Origin of the sequence: Streptomyces sp. NPDC097981, from assembly GCF_040302565.1 — a bacterium.
Taxonomy (GTDB): domain Bacteria; phylum Actinomycetota; class Actinomycetes; order Streptomycetales; family Streptomycetaceae; genus Streptomyces.
The window spans coordinates 18,456-33,394 of sequence record NZ_JBEORW010000045.1 but is presented as its reverse complement, the minus strand read 5'-3'; the positions used below and the strand labels follow the sequence as shown (position 1 = coordinate 33,394).

Annotated in this window: 11 protein-coding genes; 3 read left to right on the top strand and 8 right to left on the bottom strand. The window is 72.5% G+C overall.

The genetic code is table 11. The annotated features are described in order from the left end of the window. Positions 1 to 4: 4 nt before the first annotated feature. Positions 5 to 1,510 (bottom strand): LCP family protein, encoded by a 1,506-nt coding sequence (locus tag ABTY04_RS32475; RefSeq protein WP_502996761.1) that lies wholly within the window; start codon positions 1,508 to 1,510, stop codon positions 5 to 7. A 166-nt stretch (positions 1,511 to 1,676) separates the two neighbouring features. On the opposite strand from ABTY04_RS32475, the gene ABTY04_RS32470 reads away from it, so the two are divergent. After that, on the top strand, positions 1,677 to 2,705 hold the full coding sequence (locus tag ABTY04_RS32470) for a glycosyltransferase family 2 protein (protein ID WP_352217024.1): 1,029 nt from the start codon (positions 1,677 to 1,679) through the stop codon (positions 2,703 to 2,705). 76 nt (positions 2,706 to 2,781) lie between these two features. Here ABTY04_RS32470 and ABTY04_RS32465 read toward each other — a convergent pair whose 3' ends face one another. The 4 genes from ABTY04_RS32465 to ABTY04_RS32450 all read right to left on the bottom strand — a co-directional run bounded on the left by ABTY04_RS32465 (position 2,782) and on the right by ABTY04_RS32450 (position 8,711). Then, entirely contained in the window at positions 2,782 to 4,467 is a 1,686-nt protein-coding gene (locus ABTY04_RS32465) for an LCP family protein (RefSeq protein WP_352217023.1), read from the bottom strand. A gap of 133 nt (positions 4,468 to 4,600) precedes the next feature. Beyond that, positions 4,601 to 6,340 carry an LCP family protein gene (locus tag ABTY04_RS32460; RefSeq protein ID WP_352217022.1) on the bottom strand — a complete coding sequence of 580 codons (1,740 nt, stop codon included), beginning with the start codon at positions 6,338 to 6,340 and terminating at the stop codon, positions 4,601 to 4,603. A gap of 224 nt (positions 6,341 to 6,564) precedes the next feature. Next, on the bottom strand, positions 6,565 to 7,764 hold the full coding sequence (locus ABTY04_RS32455; RefSeq protein WP_352217021.1) for an LCP family protein: 1,200 nt from the start codon (positions 7,762 to 7,764) through the stop codon (positions 6,565 to 6,567). Between the two features lie 194 nt (positions 7,765 to 7,958). Continuing rightward, positions 7,959 to 8,711 carry a TIGR03089 family protein gene (locus ABTY04_RS32450; RefSeq protein ID WP_352217020.1) on the bottom strand — a complete coding sequence of 251 codons (753 nt, stop codon included), beginning with the start codon at positions 8,709 to 8,711 and terminating at the stop codon, positions 7,959 to 7,961. A 139-nt stretch (positions 8,712 to 8,850) separates the two neighbouring features. Between ABTY04_RS32450 and ABTY04_RS32445 the strand changes: the two genes are divergently transcribed. Continuing rightward, on the top strand, positions 8,851 to 10,284 hold the full coding sequence (locus ABTY04_RS32445) for a peptidoglycan recognition protein family protein (RefSeq protein WP_352217019.1): 1,434 nt from the start codon (positions 8,851 to 8,853) through the stop codon (positions 10,282 to 10,284). Positions 10,285 to 10,459: 175 nt separating this feature from the next. Further along, positions 10,460 to 11,506 carry a DNA-3-methyladenine glycosylase family protein gene (locus tag ABTY04_RS32440; protein ID WP_352217018.1) on the top strand — a complete coding sequence of 349 codons (1,047 nt, stop codon included), beginning with the start codon at positions 10,460 to 10,462 and terminating at the stop codon, positions 11,504 to 11,506. A gap of 7 nt (positions 11,507 to 11,513) precedes the next feature. Here the strand turns inward: ABTY04_RS32440 and ABTY04_RS32435 are convergent, their stop codons facing one another. The 3 genes from ABTY04_RS32435 to ABTY04_RS32425 are packed head-to-tail and all read right to left on the bottom strand — an operon-like array spanning position 11,514 to position 14,305. Beyond that, positions 11,514 to 12,809 (bottom strand): coenzyme F420-0:L-glutamate ligase, encoded by a 1,296-nt coding sequence (locus ABTY04_RS32435; RefSeq protein WP_352217017.1) that lies wholly within the window; start codon positions 12,807 to 12,809, stop codon positions 11,514 to 11,516. Next, on the bottom strand, positions 12,806 to 13,765 hold the full coding sequence (gene cofD / locus ABTY04_RS32430; RefSeq protein ID WP_352217016.1) for a 2-phospho-L-lactate transferase: 960 nt from the start codon (positions 13,763 to 13,765) through the stop codon (positions 12,806 to 12,808). The genes ABTY04_RS32435 and cofD overlap by 4 nt, the downstream gene beginning before the upstream one ends. Before the next feature lie 30 nt (positions 13,766 to 13,795). Next, entirely contained in the window at positions 13,796 to 14,305 is a 510-nt protein-coding gene (locus ABTY04_RS32425) for a cysteine dioxygenase (protein ID WP_352217015.1), read from the bottom strand. Positions 14,306 to 14,939: the final 634 nt, after the last annotated feature.

Below are 14,939 nucleotides of genomic sequence, written 5' to 3'. Positions count from 1 at the left end.
GGCGCTATCCGCCGCAGACCACCTGGTCGCCCGTGACCACGCCGGACCCGCCCGCGGAGGGGTCCTCGGGCCGGACCGGCACCACCTTCCGGTAGTCCGTGCCGGCGATCACCAGGACCGTCCGGCCCTGGCCCGCCACGGCCCGCAGCTCGCTGCCGGGCAGTGCGGTCGACACCGTACGGGCCGAGCGGTCCCAGCGCGGGTCGTACGCGACCACCGTGCGCTTGACGTCGCGGCTCGCGCCGGTGGTCGGGGCCCGGGTGGTGTCGAAGCCGGTGGCGCGCAGCGCGGTGTCCACACGCCCTCCCAGCCCGTCGATCCGGGTCCCGTTCTCCACCCGCACCCGGATCCGCTGCGGCGGCACGTCCACCGGCAGTGCCGCCGGCTGTTGCGGCCGGCTCCCCGGCCGGCCCGGCGCGGCGGGGGCCAGCGGCCGGTCCTGGCGCAGCGCGTCGAAGAGCTGGGCGGCCTTCGGCTTGTCCCACTTCACCGTCGAGCCGATGCCCTTGACGGGGAACGAGGGGTTCCCGACCGGGACCGAGGCGAACTCCGACGACGACGGGGTGAAATCGCGCAGGGCCTGGCCCAGGGCCAGCATCTGCTCCGATCCGAAGCCCCGGTCGGCCCGGACCGAGCCCAGCAGCGTGGAGCTGACCTCCTTGAACTTCACCGGGTTCAGCAGCACCCCGCCGCCGGTCGCCTGCTTGATCAGGGCTGCGACGAACCGCTGCTGGCGCTGCATCCGGCCGAGGTCGGCGGCGCCGTCCACGTGGCGGGCGCGCACGTACTGCAGGGCCTGTCCGCCGCTCAGCCGGTGGGTGCCGGGCACCAGGTTCAGGCCGGTGTTCTGGTCGTGCAGGGCCTTGGCGGTGCAGATCTCCACGCCGCCCATCGCGTCGACGGTCTTCATGAAGCTGCTGAAGTCGACCTCCAGGTAGTGGTCGATCTTCACCCGGGTCATGTTCTCGACGGTCCGCACGGTCAGCTGCGGCCCGCCCTCCGCGTACGCCGCGTTCAGTTTGACGGGGTGCGGCCCGTGCTGTTTCCCGCTGGACTCGTCCCGGTGCGCGGGCAGCTCGGCGTAGCTGTCGCGGGGCAGGCTGACCACGCTGGCCCGCTCCCGGTCGGCGGAGAGGTGGACCAGCATCACGGTGTCGGTGCAGCGGCAGGGGGCGCCGCCGAGGCGGTACTCGCGCTTGTCCTGTGCGGTGATCTTGTCCCGGCCGTCGGTGCCGACCAGCAGGAAGTTCAGGCCGTGCCCGGCCTGCGGCCGGTTCTTCATGTCCTTGAAGGGGTCCACCCGCTCGATCCCGGTGTCCAGGCCGGTCATCACCGCGTGCCCGATCGCGCCGGAGCCCAGCACCGCCACCGCCAGCCCGGCCGCCAGCCGTACCCCCCACCGGGGCCGGTCTCCCCGGTGCCTGGCCGCAGCACCGCCCCGCGGCGCGCGCTGCGGCTGCGGGGGCCGGGCGGGTCGGGTGGTGCGGTGTGGCTGGGGCACGGGGGACACCTCCGCGGGGGCAGCAGGGGCCGACAGGGACGGACCAGACACATCGGGCAGATCGTCGGAACAGTAGGCCCATACGATCAGCCTCTGTCCCTACCGATCAGGCGGCGCGCACCCGTTTCCCCCGTACGCGGTAACGTGACACCGATACCCGACCGTGAAGGACCACATGCCCGCCCAGCAGCCCGCAGTCTCGGTGATCATGCCGGTGCTCAACGAGGAGCGCCATCTGCGTGACTCCGTCCGCCACATCCTCGGACAGGAGTACGCCGGTGAGATGGAGGTGGTGATCGCGCTGGGGCCGTCCAAGGACCGCACCGACGAGATCGCCGCCGAGCTCGTACGCGAGGACCCCCGCGTCGTCACCGTTCCGAACCCCTCCGGCCGCACCCCGGCCGCCCTCAACGCCGCGATCAAGGCCTCGCGTCACCCGATCGTGGTACGCGTCGACGGCCACGGGATGCTCTCGCCGAACTACATCGCCACCGCGGTCCGCCTCCTGGAGGAGACCGGTGCGCAGAACGTCGGCGGCATCATGCACGCCGAGGGCGAGAACGCCTGGGAGGAGGCCGTCGCCGCGGCGATGACCTCGAGGCTCGGCGTCGGCAACGCGGCCTTCCACACGGGCGGCGACGCCGGTCCGGCCGACACCGTCTACCTCGGCGTGTTCCGCCGCGAGGCGCTGGACCGGGCGGGCGGCTACAACGAGGAGTTCATCCGCGCCCAGGACTGGGAGCTGAACTTCCGCATCCGCGAGGCCGGCGGGCTGATCTGGTTCTCGCCGGAGCTCAAGGTCCAGTACCGCCCGCGGCCCTCCGTGCGGGCGCTGGCCAAGCAGTACAAGGACTACGGCCGCTGGCGGCACGTGGTGGCCCGGTACCACGCGGGCTCGATCAACATGCGCTACCTGGCCCCGCCGACCGCCGTCTGCACGATCGCGGCCGCCGTGGTGGCCGGGGCGGCCGTCACCCCGTGGGCCTTCGCGGTCCCGGCCGGCTACCTCGCGGGCATCACCCTGGGCTCGATCCCGGCCGGCAAGGGGCTCTCCCTCAAGGCGCGGGCGCAGATCCCGGTGGCCATCGCCACGATGCACATGTCCTGGGGCTTCGGCTTCCTGACCAGCCCGCGCTCGCTCGCGGACAAGGTCATCGCGAGCCGCCGCCCGGCGGTGCGCCGCGACCTTGCCGGCGAGGTCTGAGCAGGACGCCCGCACGCGAAGGGGCCCGGTGGCGCTGTCGGCCGACAGCACCACCGGGCCCCTTCGCGTGCGGCTGCTACCAGGTGAAGCCCGGCTGGATCGCCATGCACTCCTTGTCGTCGTCGCCGTTGAGCGGGCGGGCCGAGTCCGGGGCCTTGGTCGGGGCCGGCGGCGGCGGGGTCGGCGCGTTGCCGGTCCGCCAGTCCTTGCCGACGAACAGGACGATCCCGGTGACGTCGTCGGTCTTCTGCACCGCATTCGCCGGCAGGCCGAGCGCGGTGGCCACGGCCATCGCGTCGCCCGCCTGGTCCGGGCTGGAGAAGCGGACCACGGTGGTGTCCTCGCCCGCGGTCTGCGTGTTGGCGACGGCCTTGGTGAAGCCCTTGCCGGCCAGGACGGCGACGACCTCGTCGGCCCGGCCCTTGACCCGGGCCTGGGCTCCGTCCTTGCCGCCGGTGGCGTTGCGCACCGAGATCTGGATCTTCGCCGGGGGCGCGGCCGGGTCGGCGGCGGGCTGGGACGGGGCCGCGGGGGAGCCGGAGGCGGCCGGCGCCGAGGGGGTGGCGGCCGGGTTGCCCGACCCCTTGCCGTCGAGCGCGATGTCCTCGCGGACCATCCGGAACACGTCCTCGGCCTCGCCCGGCTTGGGCTCGACCCGGCCCTCCTCGCGGGTGCTGTACACCCACGGCATGGTGGTCATCGTGATCCGCCCGGTGGGGACCTTCTTGAGCTCCATGCTGAGGTCGTACAGCTTGTCGATCTTGTTCAGCCCGGGGTCCACGACCATGGCCTTGATGGCCGCCTGCGCCAGGCTGTTGAGCTTCACCGGGTTGCTGAGCTTGGCGTTCTTGCGGAACTCGCGGGCCATCGAGTTCATGTACATGTGCTGGGCGTGGGTGCGGCCGAGGTCGGTGCCGTCCTCGAAGCCGTAGCGGGTGCGCAGCCACTGCAGGGCCTGCTCGCCCTGGATGACGTTCTCGCCCTTGGGCAGCTTCAGGCCGGAGCCCTTGCCGTCCTTGGTGCGCGACTCCACGTTCTGCTGGACGCAGACCGGGACGCCTCCGATGGCGTCCGCCATCGTCACCACGCCCTTGAAGTCGATCATCATGAAGTGGTCGATCGGGATGTGAGTGAGCTCCTGCCAGGCGGCGACCGTGCAGCCCGGCCCGCCCCGGCTGAGGGACTCGTTGGTCTGCACGAGGCCCTTGCTGGCCTGGTGGACCTTGCCGCCCGGCTCGGTGCACTTCGGCATCATCAGCATCGTGTCGCGCGGCATCGACACGACCGACATGTTGCTGCGGTCCGCCGACAGGTGCAGCAGCATCTGCACGTCCGCGAGGGGTGGGCCGTCGAAGGTGTCCCTGGCCCCGCCGAGCGCCTGGTTGGCCGCGTCGTCACGGGCGTCGGAGCCGATGAGGAGGATGTTCAGCGGGGTCTGGCCGAAGGCGTTGGGCTTGGAGCCGCCCAGTTTGTTCTCGCCGAGGTTCAGCACGTCCGTCTTGATGCTGCCGTTGAGGTGGCGGTAGTAGAGGTAGCCGCCCGCCGCCGTCGCCAGTATGAGGAACGACAGTACGGAGGAGACCCAGCGCAGCACCCGCCGCCGGCCCCGCCGGGCCGGGCCGCCGCCGGGGCCGGTGCCCGAGCCGGTTCCGGACCCGCTCCGTGGTGGAGGGACCGCGCCGGACGCGCCGGATCCGCCGCCGGATATGTCACCGCCGGGCTGGGCGGGCGCCCCCTCCCCTCGCACGCTGCTGTGCGTCACACGTCCCCCTCAAGATCACTTCGTGTCGTGGTGTGCCGGCCGTACCGGCACGGCACGGGCCGGCCGCCGGCCGGTGCCCGGTCGGCGGCCGGCTCTGCCCCGCCTGCTGCCCTTGTCTGCTTGCCCTGACGGCCTACTTGGCGCAGATCGCCTTGTCGGCCTCGACCCGCTGAATGTCCTCCGGCGCCTTCTGCGGCGCCGTCAGCGAGACCCCCGCCCCCTTGAAGTCGGCGCCGAGCGTCAGCTTCATCGGGGTCTTGGCCGCGGCGTCCGCCGAGCCCATCTTCAGTGCCGTGGCCGGCAGCCCCATCATGTCGGCCAGCGCCCGGGCCTCGTCGGCCTGGTTCGGCGCGTACTCCAGCTGGGTCGTGCCGACCTTGGCGGGTGCGTTGCCGTGGTTGCTGGCCTTGTTCACACCCTTGCTGTTCTGCAGCCACGTCAGGGTGGTGGAGGCCGCCCCCGGGGGGCCGCCGCCGTTGTAGAGGTCCACCCGTACGTCCCCGGCGGGCGCGCGGTTGCCCTGGAGCAGGGCGTCCGCCTTGCTCTTCGCCTCCGCGTCGGCCGCGTCCTTCGAGGCCTGCTCCTTCTTCTCGACCTCCGTCAGCGAGACGTCGGCCTGGATCATCTTCAGCAGCGGATCGGCCACGCCCTGATTGATGACGACCGTTGCCTTCTTGCCCACGGGCTCGTTCGGGTTGTCGAGCACCGGGAGCGTGGTGAAGGTGATGTTCTTCAGATCCATGTCCTTCAACTCACCCGCAAGATTGGTGAGTTTGTTGATGGATCCTATGCCCGAGTCCACGTTCAGCGACTTGGTGGCCGCCTCCGCGAGGGAGAAGAACTTCTTCGGACTGGTCAGCGTCTCCTTCGACTTCATCTCGCGCATCATCGAACCCAGGAACTGCTGCTGGGTCTTGATCCGGTCGAGGTCGCTCTCGTTGCCGAAGGCGTGCCGGGTCCGTACGAAGGCCAGGGCCTGCTCGCCCTGCAGCCGGTGCTCGCCTGCGTCCAGCTTCAGCTGGGAGTCCTTGTCGTCGACGGACTTCGCCAAGCAGACGGGGACCCCGCCGACCGCCGTGCTCAGGACCTTCACCGCGTTGAAGTCGACCATCATGAAGTGGTCGACCGTGACCCCGGTGATCTCCTTGACCGTGCGCATCGTGCAGCCCGGGTCGCGGCCCTCCTGGCCGAGGCTGACGTTGAACCGCGTCCCCTTCTGGCCGGGGATGGTCTTCGTCGAACCGTCGGGCTGCTTCGTCGGGCAGGCCGGGATGTTCGTGATCAGGTCGCGCGGGATGGACAGCGCGGTCGCATTGCTGCGGTCCTTGGAGACGTGGAAGAGGATCGTGGTGTCGGCGTGGCCGACGCTCTCCGCGTCCCCGTAGCCCTCGTTGCCCGCGCCGCTGCGCTTGTCGGTGCCGATGACCAGGATGTTGATGGGCTGGTCCTTCTTGAAACCGCCCGTGCCCGCGTCGCCGACGTCGGTGACCTTGAGGTTGCCGTTCAGGTGGTCGTAGTAGAGGTACGCGGCCAGCGAACCGCCGACCAGCAGGAAGGCGAGGGTGCCTCCGGTGATGACCAGGATCTTCTTGCGCCGGCCGCCGCCTCCGCCGCCCTTGCGCGGACGTCCGCCGCGCCGTCCGGGCGGGCCTTCGCCGCGGCGCGGCGCGGGGACCGAGGTGGGCGGGGCCTTGGGGGTTGCCGACGCCGCCCCGGAGCGGGCCGAGGGCTTTCTGCGGGGGGCGGCGACGGAAGGCTGCCGCTGCGCAGCGGAGCGGTCCAGTCGCAGCTCGTAGTTGCCTGTGCGGGGATTGAGTACCCACTGGTCTGCGGGGTCGATCTCGTCTGCCCGCCCACGGCTTTGCGCATCCACGGTTGCTCGAATCCTCCGTCGGTGCCTCGCGACGCGCCTCCCCCAAGACGCCCGGTCAACGATCCGGCTGCTGGTGCACGGCCTCTTTGCTGGCCGGGGCACCGGATCGCTCACCCTATCCGCACGGGTCAACTGCAAACCATCGTGGTGACAAATTCCACTCCCCTTATAACGGGTCAAACCCCCCAACCCCTTCGGTTAGGGCACCGCCTTTTGGGATTGCTTTACCGGCAATCGGCCGTGCCTGCCGTGGTGCCCGTGAAGGTGGGGACGGGGGCCGGGGCGGAGCCGGTTCCCTGCGGGGCCGCGGAGGCGGCGGCGCGGCCGGTCTGCGGGACCCGTCCGGTTTCGGCCGTCGGCGGTGTCACGGTCAGCGGCCTGTCCGCCCGCAGCTGCTCGAACAGCCGGGTCGCGTCCGGCTGCACCAGCTCGTCCCGGTTCGGGTCGGCCGTGTACGGGCGGCGGGGCACGGTCAGGAACTTGACCTGTTCGGTCGGTATGTCCCGGATGCCCCGGACCAGTTCGTACAGATCGCGCAGCGAGGCCAGCCCCGGGTCCGTCGTCACCGAGGAGGTCGCCGCGTCCAGCAGCGGGTACAGCCGGCCCGGGTTCAGCAGTACCCCGTCGCTCTGCACCTTCTTGACCAGCGAGCCGAGGAACTGCTGCTGGCGCTCCATCCGTTCGGTGTCGCTGCCACCGCCCAGGCTGTAGCGGGCGCGGACGAAGCCCAGGGCCTGCTCGCCCCGCAGGGTCTGCCGGCCGGCCGGCAGCTTCAGCTTCGCCTCGGGGTCGTTCACGGGCTGCTTGAGGCAGATCTCCACCCCGCCGATCGCGTCGACCATCCTCTTGAACCCGCCGAAATCCACCACCATGTGGTGGTCGATCCGGATTCCGGTGAGCTTCTCCACCGTACGGATCGTGCAGGCGGCCCCGCCCCACTGGAACGCCCAGTTGAACTGCGCGAGCCGCTCGGTGGTCCGGCTCCCGTCCGCCGTCAGGCAGGCCGGTATCCGCGCCATCAGATCCCGGGGTATCGAGACCGCGGTCGCGCTCCCGCGGTCCGCGGGCAGGTGCAGCAGGATCGCCGTGTCCGAGCGCTCGGTGCCCCGGTCCTGCCCGTACCGGGCGTTCTCCTTGCCGGAGCGCGAATCCGAGCCGATCAGCAGGATGTTCTGCGAACCGGCCGCGGACTGCGTGGGGCGCTCCCGCTCGTAGCGCTCCAGCTCCGCCTCCGCGGAGGTGTCCTCGGTGATGTTCCCGTCGAGCTTGCGGTAGAGCCACCAGCCGGTGACGGCCCCGGCCAGTACCAGCAGGACCAGCCCGAGGCCGATCCAGCGCAGCAGGCGGCGCCGGCGGCTGCGCGGGGGCTTCGAGGAGCCTCCGGCCGCTTCGGTGCCGCCCGGTATGCCTGCGCTGTCCCTCACTCGCGTTCGTCCCCTCACCGCAGCAGCGCTGCGTCGGTGACACATGCGGGCCGCACGGTGGGAGCACGGCCTCTGCCGATCGTGCCCCGGGCCCGTCGGTGCGGCCCGGGGGCAGGGCCTTGTCTAGACCCATGTGGGTGACAAATCGCCTGACCGTGCGGTTGAGCAGAGTGGGTGACGGCGTGAGCCCGCCCCTACGTCGCGGTGTGGGTGACGCGCTCGCTCTCGGACCGCTGCGCCAGGGCGTCCGGCGACAGCCGGTCCAGGTTCCGGCAGAGCACCACGGAGGCGCCCGCGGCCAGTGCGGCGTACAGCCCGGCGGACAGCCCCTCCCACGTGTCGTATCCCAGCCCGGTCAGCACCCGCGACCCCTCGCCGAGGCCGAGCTTCGCCGCGTCCTCGCGGGCGCGTGCGACGAGCCCCGCGTGCGAGAACTCCTCGCCGCCGACGATCAGCGCGGGACCCCCGGCTTCCACCGGGACGAAGGGGGCGAACCGGTCGCCCTGTCCCGGCACCTCGACCGCGTAGTCCGCGAACCCGGCCGGCGGCTGCGGGAACCGTCCGCCCAGCGGCCGCAGGGCGAGGGCCACGCGCTCCCCGTCGCACTCCAGGGCCCGCTCCAGCGAATCCGGCCCGCTGACGACGAGATCGGCATCGCCCGGGTGCCCGCCCACCGAGGCCACGACCCCGACCGAGTCGCAGGCGAGCAGCCACACGGCGCTCTGCCAGTGCGCGGGGAGCAGCAGCGCGAGCCGGTCGCCGGGCTCCGCTCCCAGATCGCCCTGGAGCAGATTGGCGGTCTTGGCCACCCAATTGGCGAAGGTGGCGACGGACAATTCGACGCGCTCGCCCGTGGCGTCGTCGTAGAAGGTGACGAGGGGGCGGCCCGGATCGGCGGCGAGCGCGGATCGCAGCAGGTCGGCAGGGGTGCGGTCAGTGGCATTCACCCGGCCCAGCCTACGCGGGGCCCTCGCCCGTACGGCGGGCATCGGCTCGGCCGTATGGGCGAGGGACGCGCCGCCCGGATCGGACGGGCCGTCAGTTCTCCGATGGCGCTTCGTGGTGAGTGTGCCCAGCATCGATTTCATGCGCGGATTCCTTGCTTCCTCGATCGGTGTCGCGACGGCTGCCGCACTGGCCCTGCCGCTCGCGCTCTCCACCCCGGCCCTGGCCGCTCCTCCCGTGGGCGCGGCCGTCCCCGTAGCCCCCGCCGGGTCCACCCAGTCATTGCCGCTCGCCCCCCTGGGACCCGCGGCCGCCCGGTCCCCCGGCCCCCCCGGCATGAGCGCCTCGCCGCGGCTGCCCGAGACCCGGGGCCTGCCGCCGCGCGAGGTCGAGAGGTTCTCGCTGGTCGGCGTCGTCTGGGACGACGCGAGCACCCGGCTGTCCGGCCGGGTCCAGGTCCGCACCCGCTCGGTGCGGACCGCGTCCTGGTCCGACTGGCAGGACGTCGAGACCCACAACAGCGAACACGCCCCCGACCTCGGCACCACGGAAAGAGGCTCCGGCCGGGTCCGCGGCAGCACCGCCCCGCTGTGGGTCGGCGACTCCGACGGCATCGAAGTCCGGGTGCAGGCGGAACCCGGAGCCCCGGGCGCCCGCGCGGCGACCCGGCTCCCGTCGGGTCTGCGGGTCGAACTCGTCGCCCCGGGTGCGCCTGACCCGGTGACGGTGGTCGACGCCAAGAACGGCGCGTCCGGCGGCTCCGGCCGGGCCGACGAGCCCGAGGGCGACGACAAGGGCGACCTGGGGGCCCTGCCGGGCATGACCATGGAGACGGCGGAGTCCTCCTCCGTGAACGTGCCGCTGGCCGCGCTCGGCGCGAAGGAGATCACCGCCCTCAACAAGGCCGACTCCACCGCCGACGCGGTCCTCGCCAGCGACGGCACCCTCAGCGCGGCGGCCCGCCCGTACATCGGCCCCCGGCCGCGGATCGTCACGCGGCTGGGCTGGGGCGCCGACGAGTCCCTGCGCGAGCCGGGCTTCGTCTACACGAGCACGGTCAAGGCGGCCTTCGTCCACCACACCGCCTCCGGCAACAACTACGCCTGCAAGGACGCCCCGGCGGTGCTGCGCAGCCTGTACCGCTACCACGTGGTCAGCAGCGGCTGGCGCGACATCGGCTACAACTTCGCCGTCGACAAGTGCGGGACGGTGTACGAGGGCCGGGCGGGCGGAGTCGCCAAGGCGGTGCTCGGCGCACACACCATGGGGTTCAACACGGACAGCATGGGCATCGCGGTGATCGGCACGTTCACGACGACCGCCCCGCCGGCGGCCGCGGTCAAGGCGGTGGCCGAGGTCACGGCGTGGAAGCTGGGGCTGTTCGACAGGGACCCGCGGGCGAAGGCCACCCTGCAGTCGGGCGGCGGCAACCTGTTCGCGAAGGGAACGAGCGTGAAGATGAACGTGATCTCGGGCCACCGGGACGGCTTCGCGACGGAATGCCCGGGCAAGCTGCTGTACGACCAGCTCCCGCCGACGCGGGTGTCCTCGGCCAAGCTCCAGGGCCGCCCGTAGCCCCGGCAGCCCGCAGCCCCTTCTGCCGCGGGGGTCCGGGGGCAGGCCCCCGAAAGCGGCGCCGCACCGGTGCGGGGGTCCCGGGCGGAGCTCGGGTGGGGGTACTTCCCAGCGGTCGCCGGGGGAGGGGGAAGGGCGGGTAGGGGACAAGCCCCGCAGGGCTACGCTCAATGGCATGGCCGGCCGCTTCGACCCCCTCACCCGCACCGCCGTCCGCGGCGGCCGCACCACCGTGCCCGCAGGCACCCCACCGCAGCCGGCCGGAGTCCACCCGCCGGCCGGCCCCGCCGGCCCCGCGGCCGGCGCCCGGGCCCGGGAGTGGGCTTCCGGCCAAGGCGTGGATCTCGGGCTGACGCTCGGGCCGCTGCGGCGGGGGCCCGGCGACCCCACCTTCCGCACCACCCCCGACGGCTCCGTCTGGAAGACCAGCCGGACCCCCCAGGGGCCCGCCACCCTCCGCGTGTCCCTCCGCCGGAGCACCGGGACCGCGTACGCCGAAGCCTGGGGTCCCGGCGCCGAGTGGCTGCTCGACGGCCTCCCGGCCCTCCTCGGCGCCGAGGACGACCCCGCCGCCTTCGTCCCCCGCCACCGCCTCCTGCACGCCAGCCACCGCCGCCGCCCCGGGCTCCGCCTCACCCGTACCGGACTGGTCCTGGAGTCCCTGATCCCGACCGTCCTGGAGCAGAAGGTCACCACCGACGAGGCGTACCGCGCCTGGCGGCGCCTGGTCTGCCGGTACGGGGACCCCGCACCCGGTCCGGCGGACGGCCCGCCGGGCCTGTACGTGATGCCCGACGCCCGGACCTGGGCGCTGATCCCGTCCTGGGACTGGCACAAGGCCGGGGTCGACGCCAAGCGCTCCGCCGCGATCGTCCGGTGCGCCCGGGTGGCGAACCGCCTGGAGGAGGCCTCCGCCATGGAGCTCCCGCAGGCCACCGCCCGGCTGGAGGCCGTACCCGGCATCGGCCCCTGGACCTCCGCCGAGACCCTCCAGCGCAGCAACGGCGCCGCCGACGCCGTCACCACCGGCGACCTGCACCTGCCCGGCATCATCGGCTACGCCCTCGCCGGGAACCGGGACGCCGACGACGCCGAGATGCTGGAGCTGCTGGCGCCGTACGCGGGCCAGCGCCACCGCGCGGCCCGCCTCGTCCTCCTCGCGGGCCACGCGCCGCCCCGCCGCGCCCCGAAGATGCGCAAGACGGACATCGGCAGGCTCTGACCGCCGACTAGCGGACCTCGATGAACGCCTCCGCCGACCGGGCGGGCCGCTCCGCCGGAGCCGCCGCGGCGTGGCCCACGGCCACCGCCCCCATCGGGTCCCAGTCCTGCGGCAGCCCGAGGACCTTGCGCACCACGTCCCGGCAGAACATCGTCGAGGACACCCACGCGGAGCCCAGCCGCTCCCCGGCCAGCGCGACCAGGAAGTTCTGCACGCCCGCGCCCATCGCGACCACGAACATCTCCCGCTCCGCCGCATCGCGCCGGGCGTGCCCGTAGTCGTGCGCGCCGTCCGTCACCATGCACGGCACCACCAGGTACGGGGCCTGGCGCAGTACGTTCCCGCGCCGGATCCGCCTGGCGATGGACTCCTCCGACTTGCCGTCCCGCCGCAGGTCCTCGACCCAGGCGTCCCGCATCGCGTCCAGCAGCTCCCGCCGGGCCGGCTCGGACTCCAGCAGGACGAACCGCCACGGCGTGGTGTGGTGCGGCGCCGGCGCCGTCACCGCCGCGGCCACCGCACGGCGGACGGCACCCGGGTCCACCGGCTCCGCGGTGAAGGCCCGTACGGTACGGCGCTGCGTCACGGCTTCCCGCACCGCCTCCGAGGTGCCCAGCCGGAACATGTCGTCGGCCGGCGGGCGCACCAGGTCGGCTGCGGAGGAACCCTCGCCGAGCACGTGCCCGAGCCCGCGTACGACCGCCACCGGCAGCCCGGCCGCCTTGCCCTTGACCAGGTCTCCGGCCGCGGCCAGCTCGTCCGCCGTCGCCACTATCGTCGCGCTCAGCGGATTGCCGTGTGCGTCCGTGCCGCCGCGCAGGTCGTCCAGGACCCGCACCCCGGCGGAGCCGATCGCCACGTCCGTGAGTCCGGAGCGCCACGGCCGCCCGAAGGTGTCGGTCACGAGGACGCCGACGTCGACGGACAGCAGCTCGCGCAGGCCGGCGCGGATCGCGGCGGCCGACGCGTCGGGGTCCTCGGGCAGCAGCAGCACCGTCCCCGGCTCGGTGTTCGAGGCGTCGACGCCGGCCGCCGCCATGACCAGCCCCTGCCGGTTCTCGACGATCCGCAGCGGGCCGCGGCGCGCGACGACCCGTACGGTCTCCGCGTCGATGGCGTCCTCGCGGGAATCGGCGCGGACGATCCGGCCCTCCGCCTTGGAGACGATCTTCGAGGTGACCAGCAGGACGTCCCCGTCCCGCAGCCCGGGCCCGGTGTCCGCGATGAGCCGTGCGAGGTCGTCGCCGGGGCGGACCTCCGGGATCCCGGCGAGGGCACGCACCTCGTACGAGGGGACGCTCACCGGGAGGCCTCCGCCAGGGCCAGCGCGGCGCGGGCCATTTCGGCGGTGGCGGCCAGGTCGGTCATCATCAGCGGCACCGCGCGGCAGGCGATCCCGGCGGCCTCGACCTCGGCGACCGCGTCGGCGTCGGCGGTGTCGACGAGCCAGCCGTCGAGGAGTTCGCTGCCGTAGTGCCGGGCGACGGCCGCGGCCGTGGAATCGACGCCGACGGCGGCCAGCACCTTGTCGGCCATCCCGCGCACGGGCGCGCCCCCGACGATGGGGGAGAGGCCGACGACGGGCGCCCCGGCGGCGGCGACGGCCTCGCGGATGCCGGGCACGGCGAGGATGGTGCCGACGGAGACGACCGGGTTGGACGGCGGGAAGAGGATCAGGTCGGCGGCCGCGATGGCCTCCAGCACGCCGGGCGCGGGCTTGGCCTGCTCGGCGCCGACGGGTACGACGGCCTCGGCGTCGAGCGCGGCGCGCAGCCGGACCCAGTACTCCTGGAAGTGGATGACCCGGCGTTCACCGGTGTCGGCGTCGGTGACGGCGACGTGGGTCTCGACGCGGTCGTCGGACATGGGCAGCAGCCGGACCCCGGGCTGCCAGCGGTCGCAGAGCGCCTCGGTGACGGCGCTCAGCGGGTAGCCCGCGCCGAGCATCTGCGTACGGACGATGTGGGTGGCGAAGTCCCGGTCGCCGAGGCCGAACCAGGAGGGGCCGACCCCGTACGCCGCGAGCTCCTCCTTGACGGTGAAGGACTCGTCGGTGCGGCCCCAGCCCTGGTCCTCGTTGATGCCACCGCCGAGGGTGTACATCACCGTGTCCAGATCGGGGCACACCTTCAGCCCGAACAGGTGAATGTCGTCACCGGTGTTGCCGATGACCGTGATGTCCGCGTCGGGAACCGCCGACTTGAGTCCGCGGAGGAAACGGGCGCCGCCGATGCCGCCGGCCAGAACAACAATGCGCATGCACGGCAGTGTGTCAGGCGCGCGGGCCGGTCAGACCGAGAGGGCCTCGGGGCGTGCCGGGGAGCAGTTGTGCATCGGCATCTCGGTCAGGCCCGGGAAGTACACGTGCAGGCTGACCGCTCCGTCGAGGGTGTCGTTGACGACCTCGTGGGTGTAGCCGGGGGCGAAGACGCGCTGGGAGCCGGCGCCGAGGGTGAGCGGTCCGCGCGGGCCGTGCTCGGTGAGCTCGCCGTCGAGGACGGTCAGGACGCCGGAGGAGGCGCCGTGATCGTGCCGGCCGCTGCCCTGGCCGGGGACCCAGCTGAGCAGCCAGACCTCGTAGCCGGGGCCGGTGCGCAGCCGGTGGTACCAGCGGGTGGTGGCGTCGTACTCGACCAGGTGCTCCCACTCGGCGCGGTTCGCGGCGATGGAGCGGGCGAGGCCGACGAACTCGGCGACGGTGGCCGGGTGTTCGCGGGCGGGCTGGAGCAGGTGCTGGACGGAGAGGATGTCGCCGGCGATCTGGAGGTCGCTCTCGCCGGTGAGGGGGGTGCTGTTCATCGTGGGGGAGTCCTCGACGGATGTCAGTCGTGCTGGCGGTCGCTGTGGGGGTGGCCGGAGCTCAGGGGAGCCGAGGCTCCGAAGGCATCAACAGCTGCAACAGCAACAGCGAACCTGGGCAGCACTCAGGAACCCACGAATGGGGGTCCGGGTGGAGGCCGAGGTCACTGACATGGGGACAAGGAGACCGGGTCGGAGGCCGGACTGTCAACTCAATGCCTCGTTTGTCGCGAAAGTTTCATCTGATCCGGTTGCTGTGCCGGGAGAAAGGTTTGTGCAATCCGGTGCAGGGGAGATGGCGCTCCACATCACGCCGTGACCCCTTCCAAACCCGACGCGCCATCTCGTGACCGGAATGTGATCTGCGCCGCTTCTTTGGCTTGATCGCAACCGCACCCCCGGGGGACACGTCGATTGCGGGTGAACACGGGCACAGTGGGGCGCCGGTTGCATGTGTCACGATTTTTGGCGATATGAACACTTTCTGCATACGCTTGGTTCCGCAGAGTGAATAAGGGGCCCAATAGCAGATCTCGGCTTGACTGCGCTGGAGCCCCCCACTTGTAATTTCACTCGTGTCGTTACGTAGCGATCAGTGACGGCAACAACACGGGGACGCACAGACAGAGCGAGG

Coding starts and splice junctions, on each gene's coding strand:
- ABTY04_RS32470 (WP_352217024.1), top strand. CDS start 1,677: ATGCCCGCCCAGCAGCCCGCAGTCTCGGTGATCATGCCGGTGCTCAAC.
- ABTY04_RS32445 (WP_352217019.1), top strand. CDS start 8,851: ATGCGCGGATTCCTTGCTTCCTCGATCGGTGTCGCGACGGCTGCCGCA.
- ABTY04_RS32425 (WP_352217015.1), bottom strand. CDS start 14,305: ATGAACAGCACCCCCCTCACCGGCGAGAGCGACCTCCAGATCGCCGGC.
- cofD (WP_352217016.1), bottom strand. CDS start 13,765: ATGCGCATTGTTGTTCTGGCCGGCGGCATCGGCGGCGCCCGTTTCCTC.
- ABTY04_RS32440 (WP_352217018.1), top strand. CDS start 10,460: ATGGCCGGCCGCTTCGACCCCCTCACCCGCACCGCCGTCCGCGGCGGC.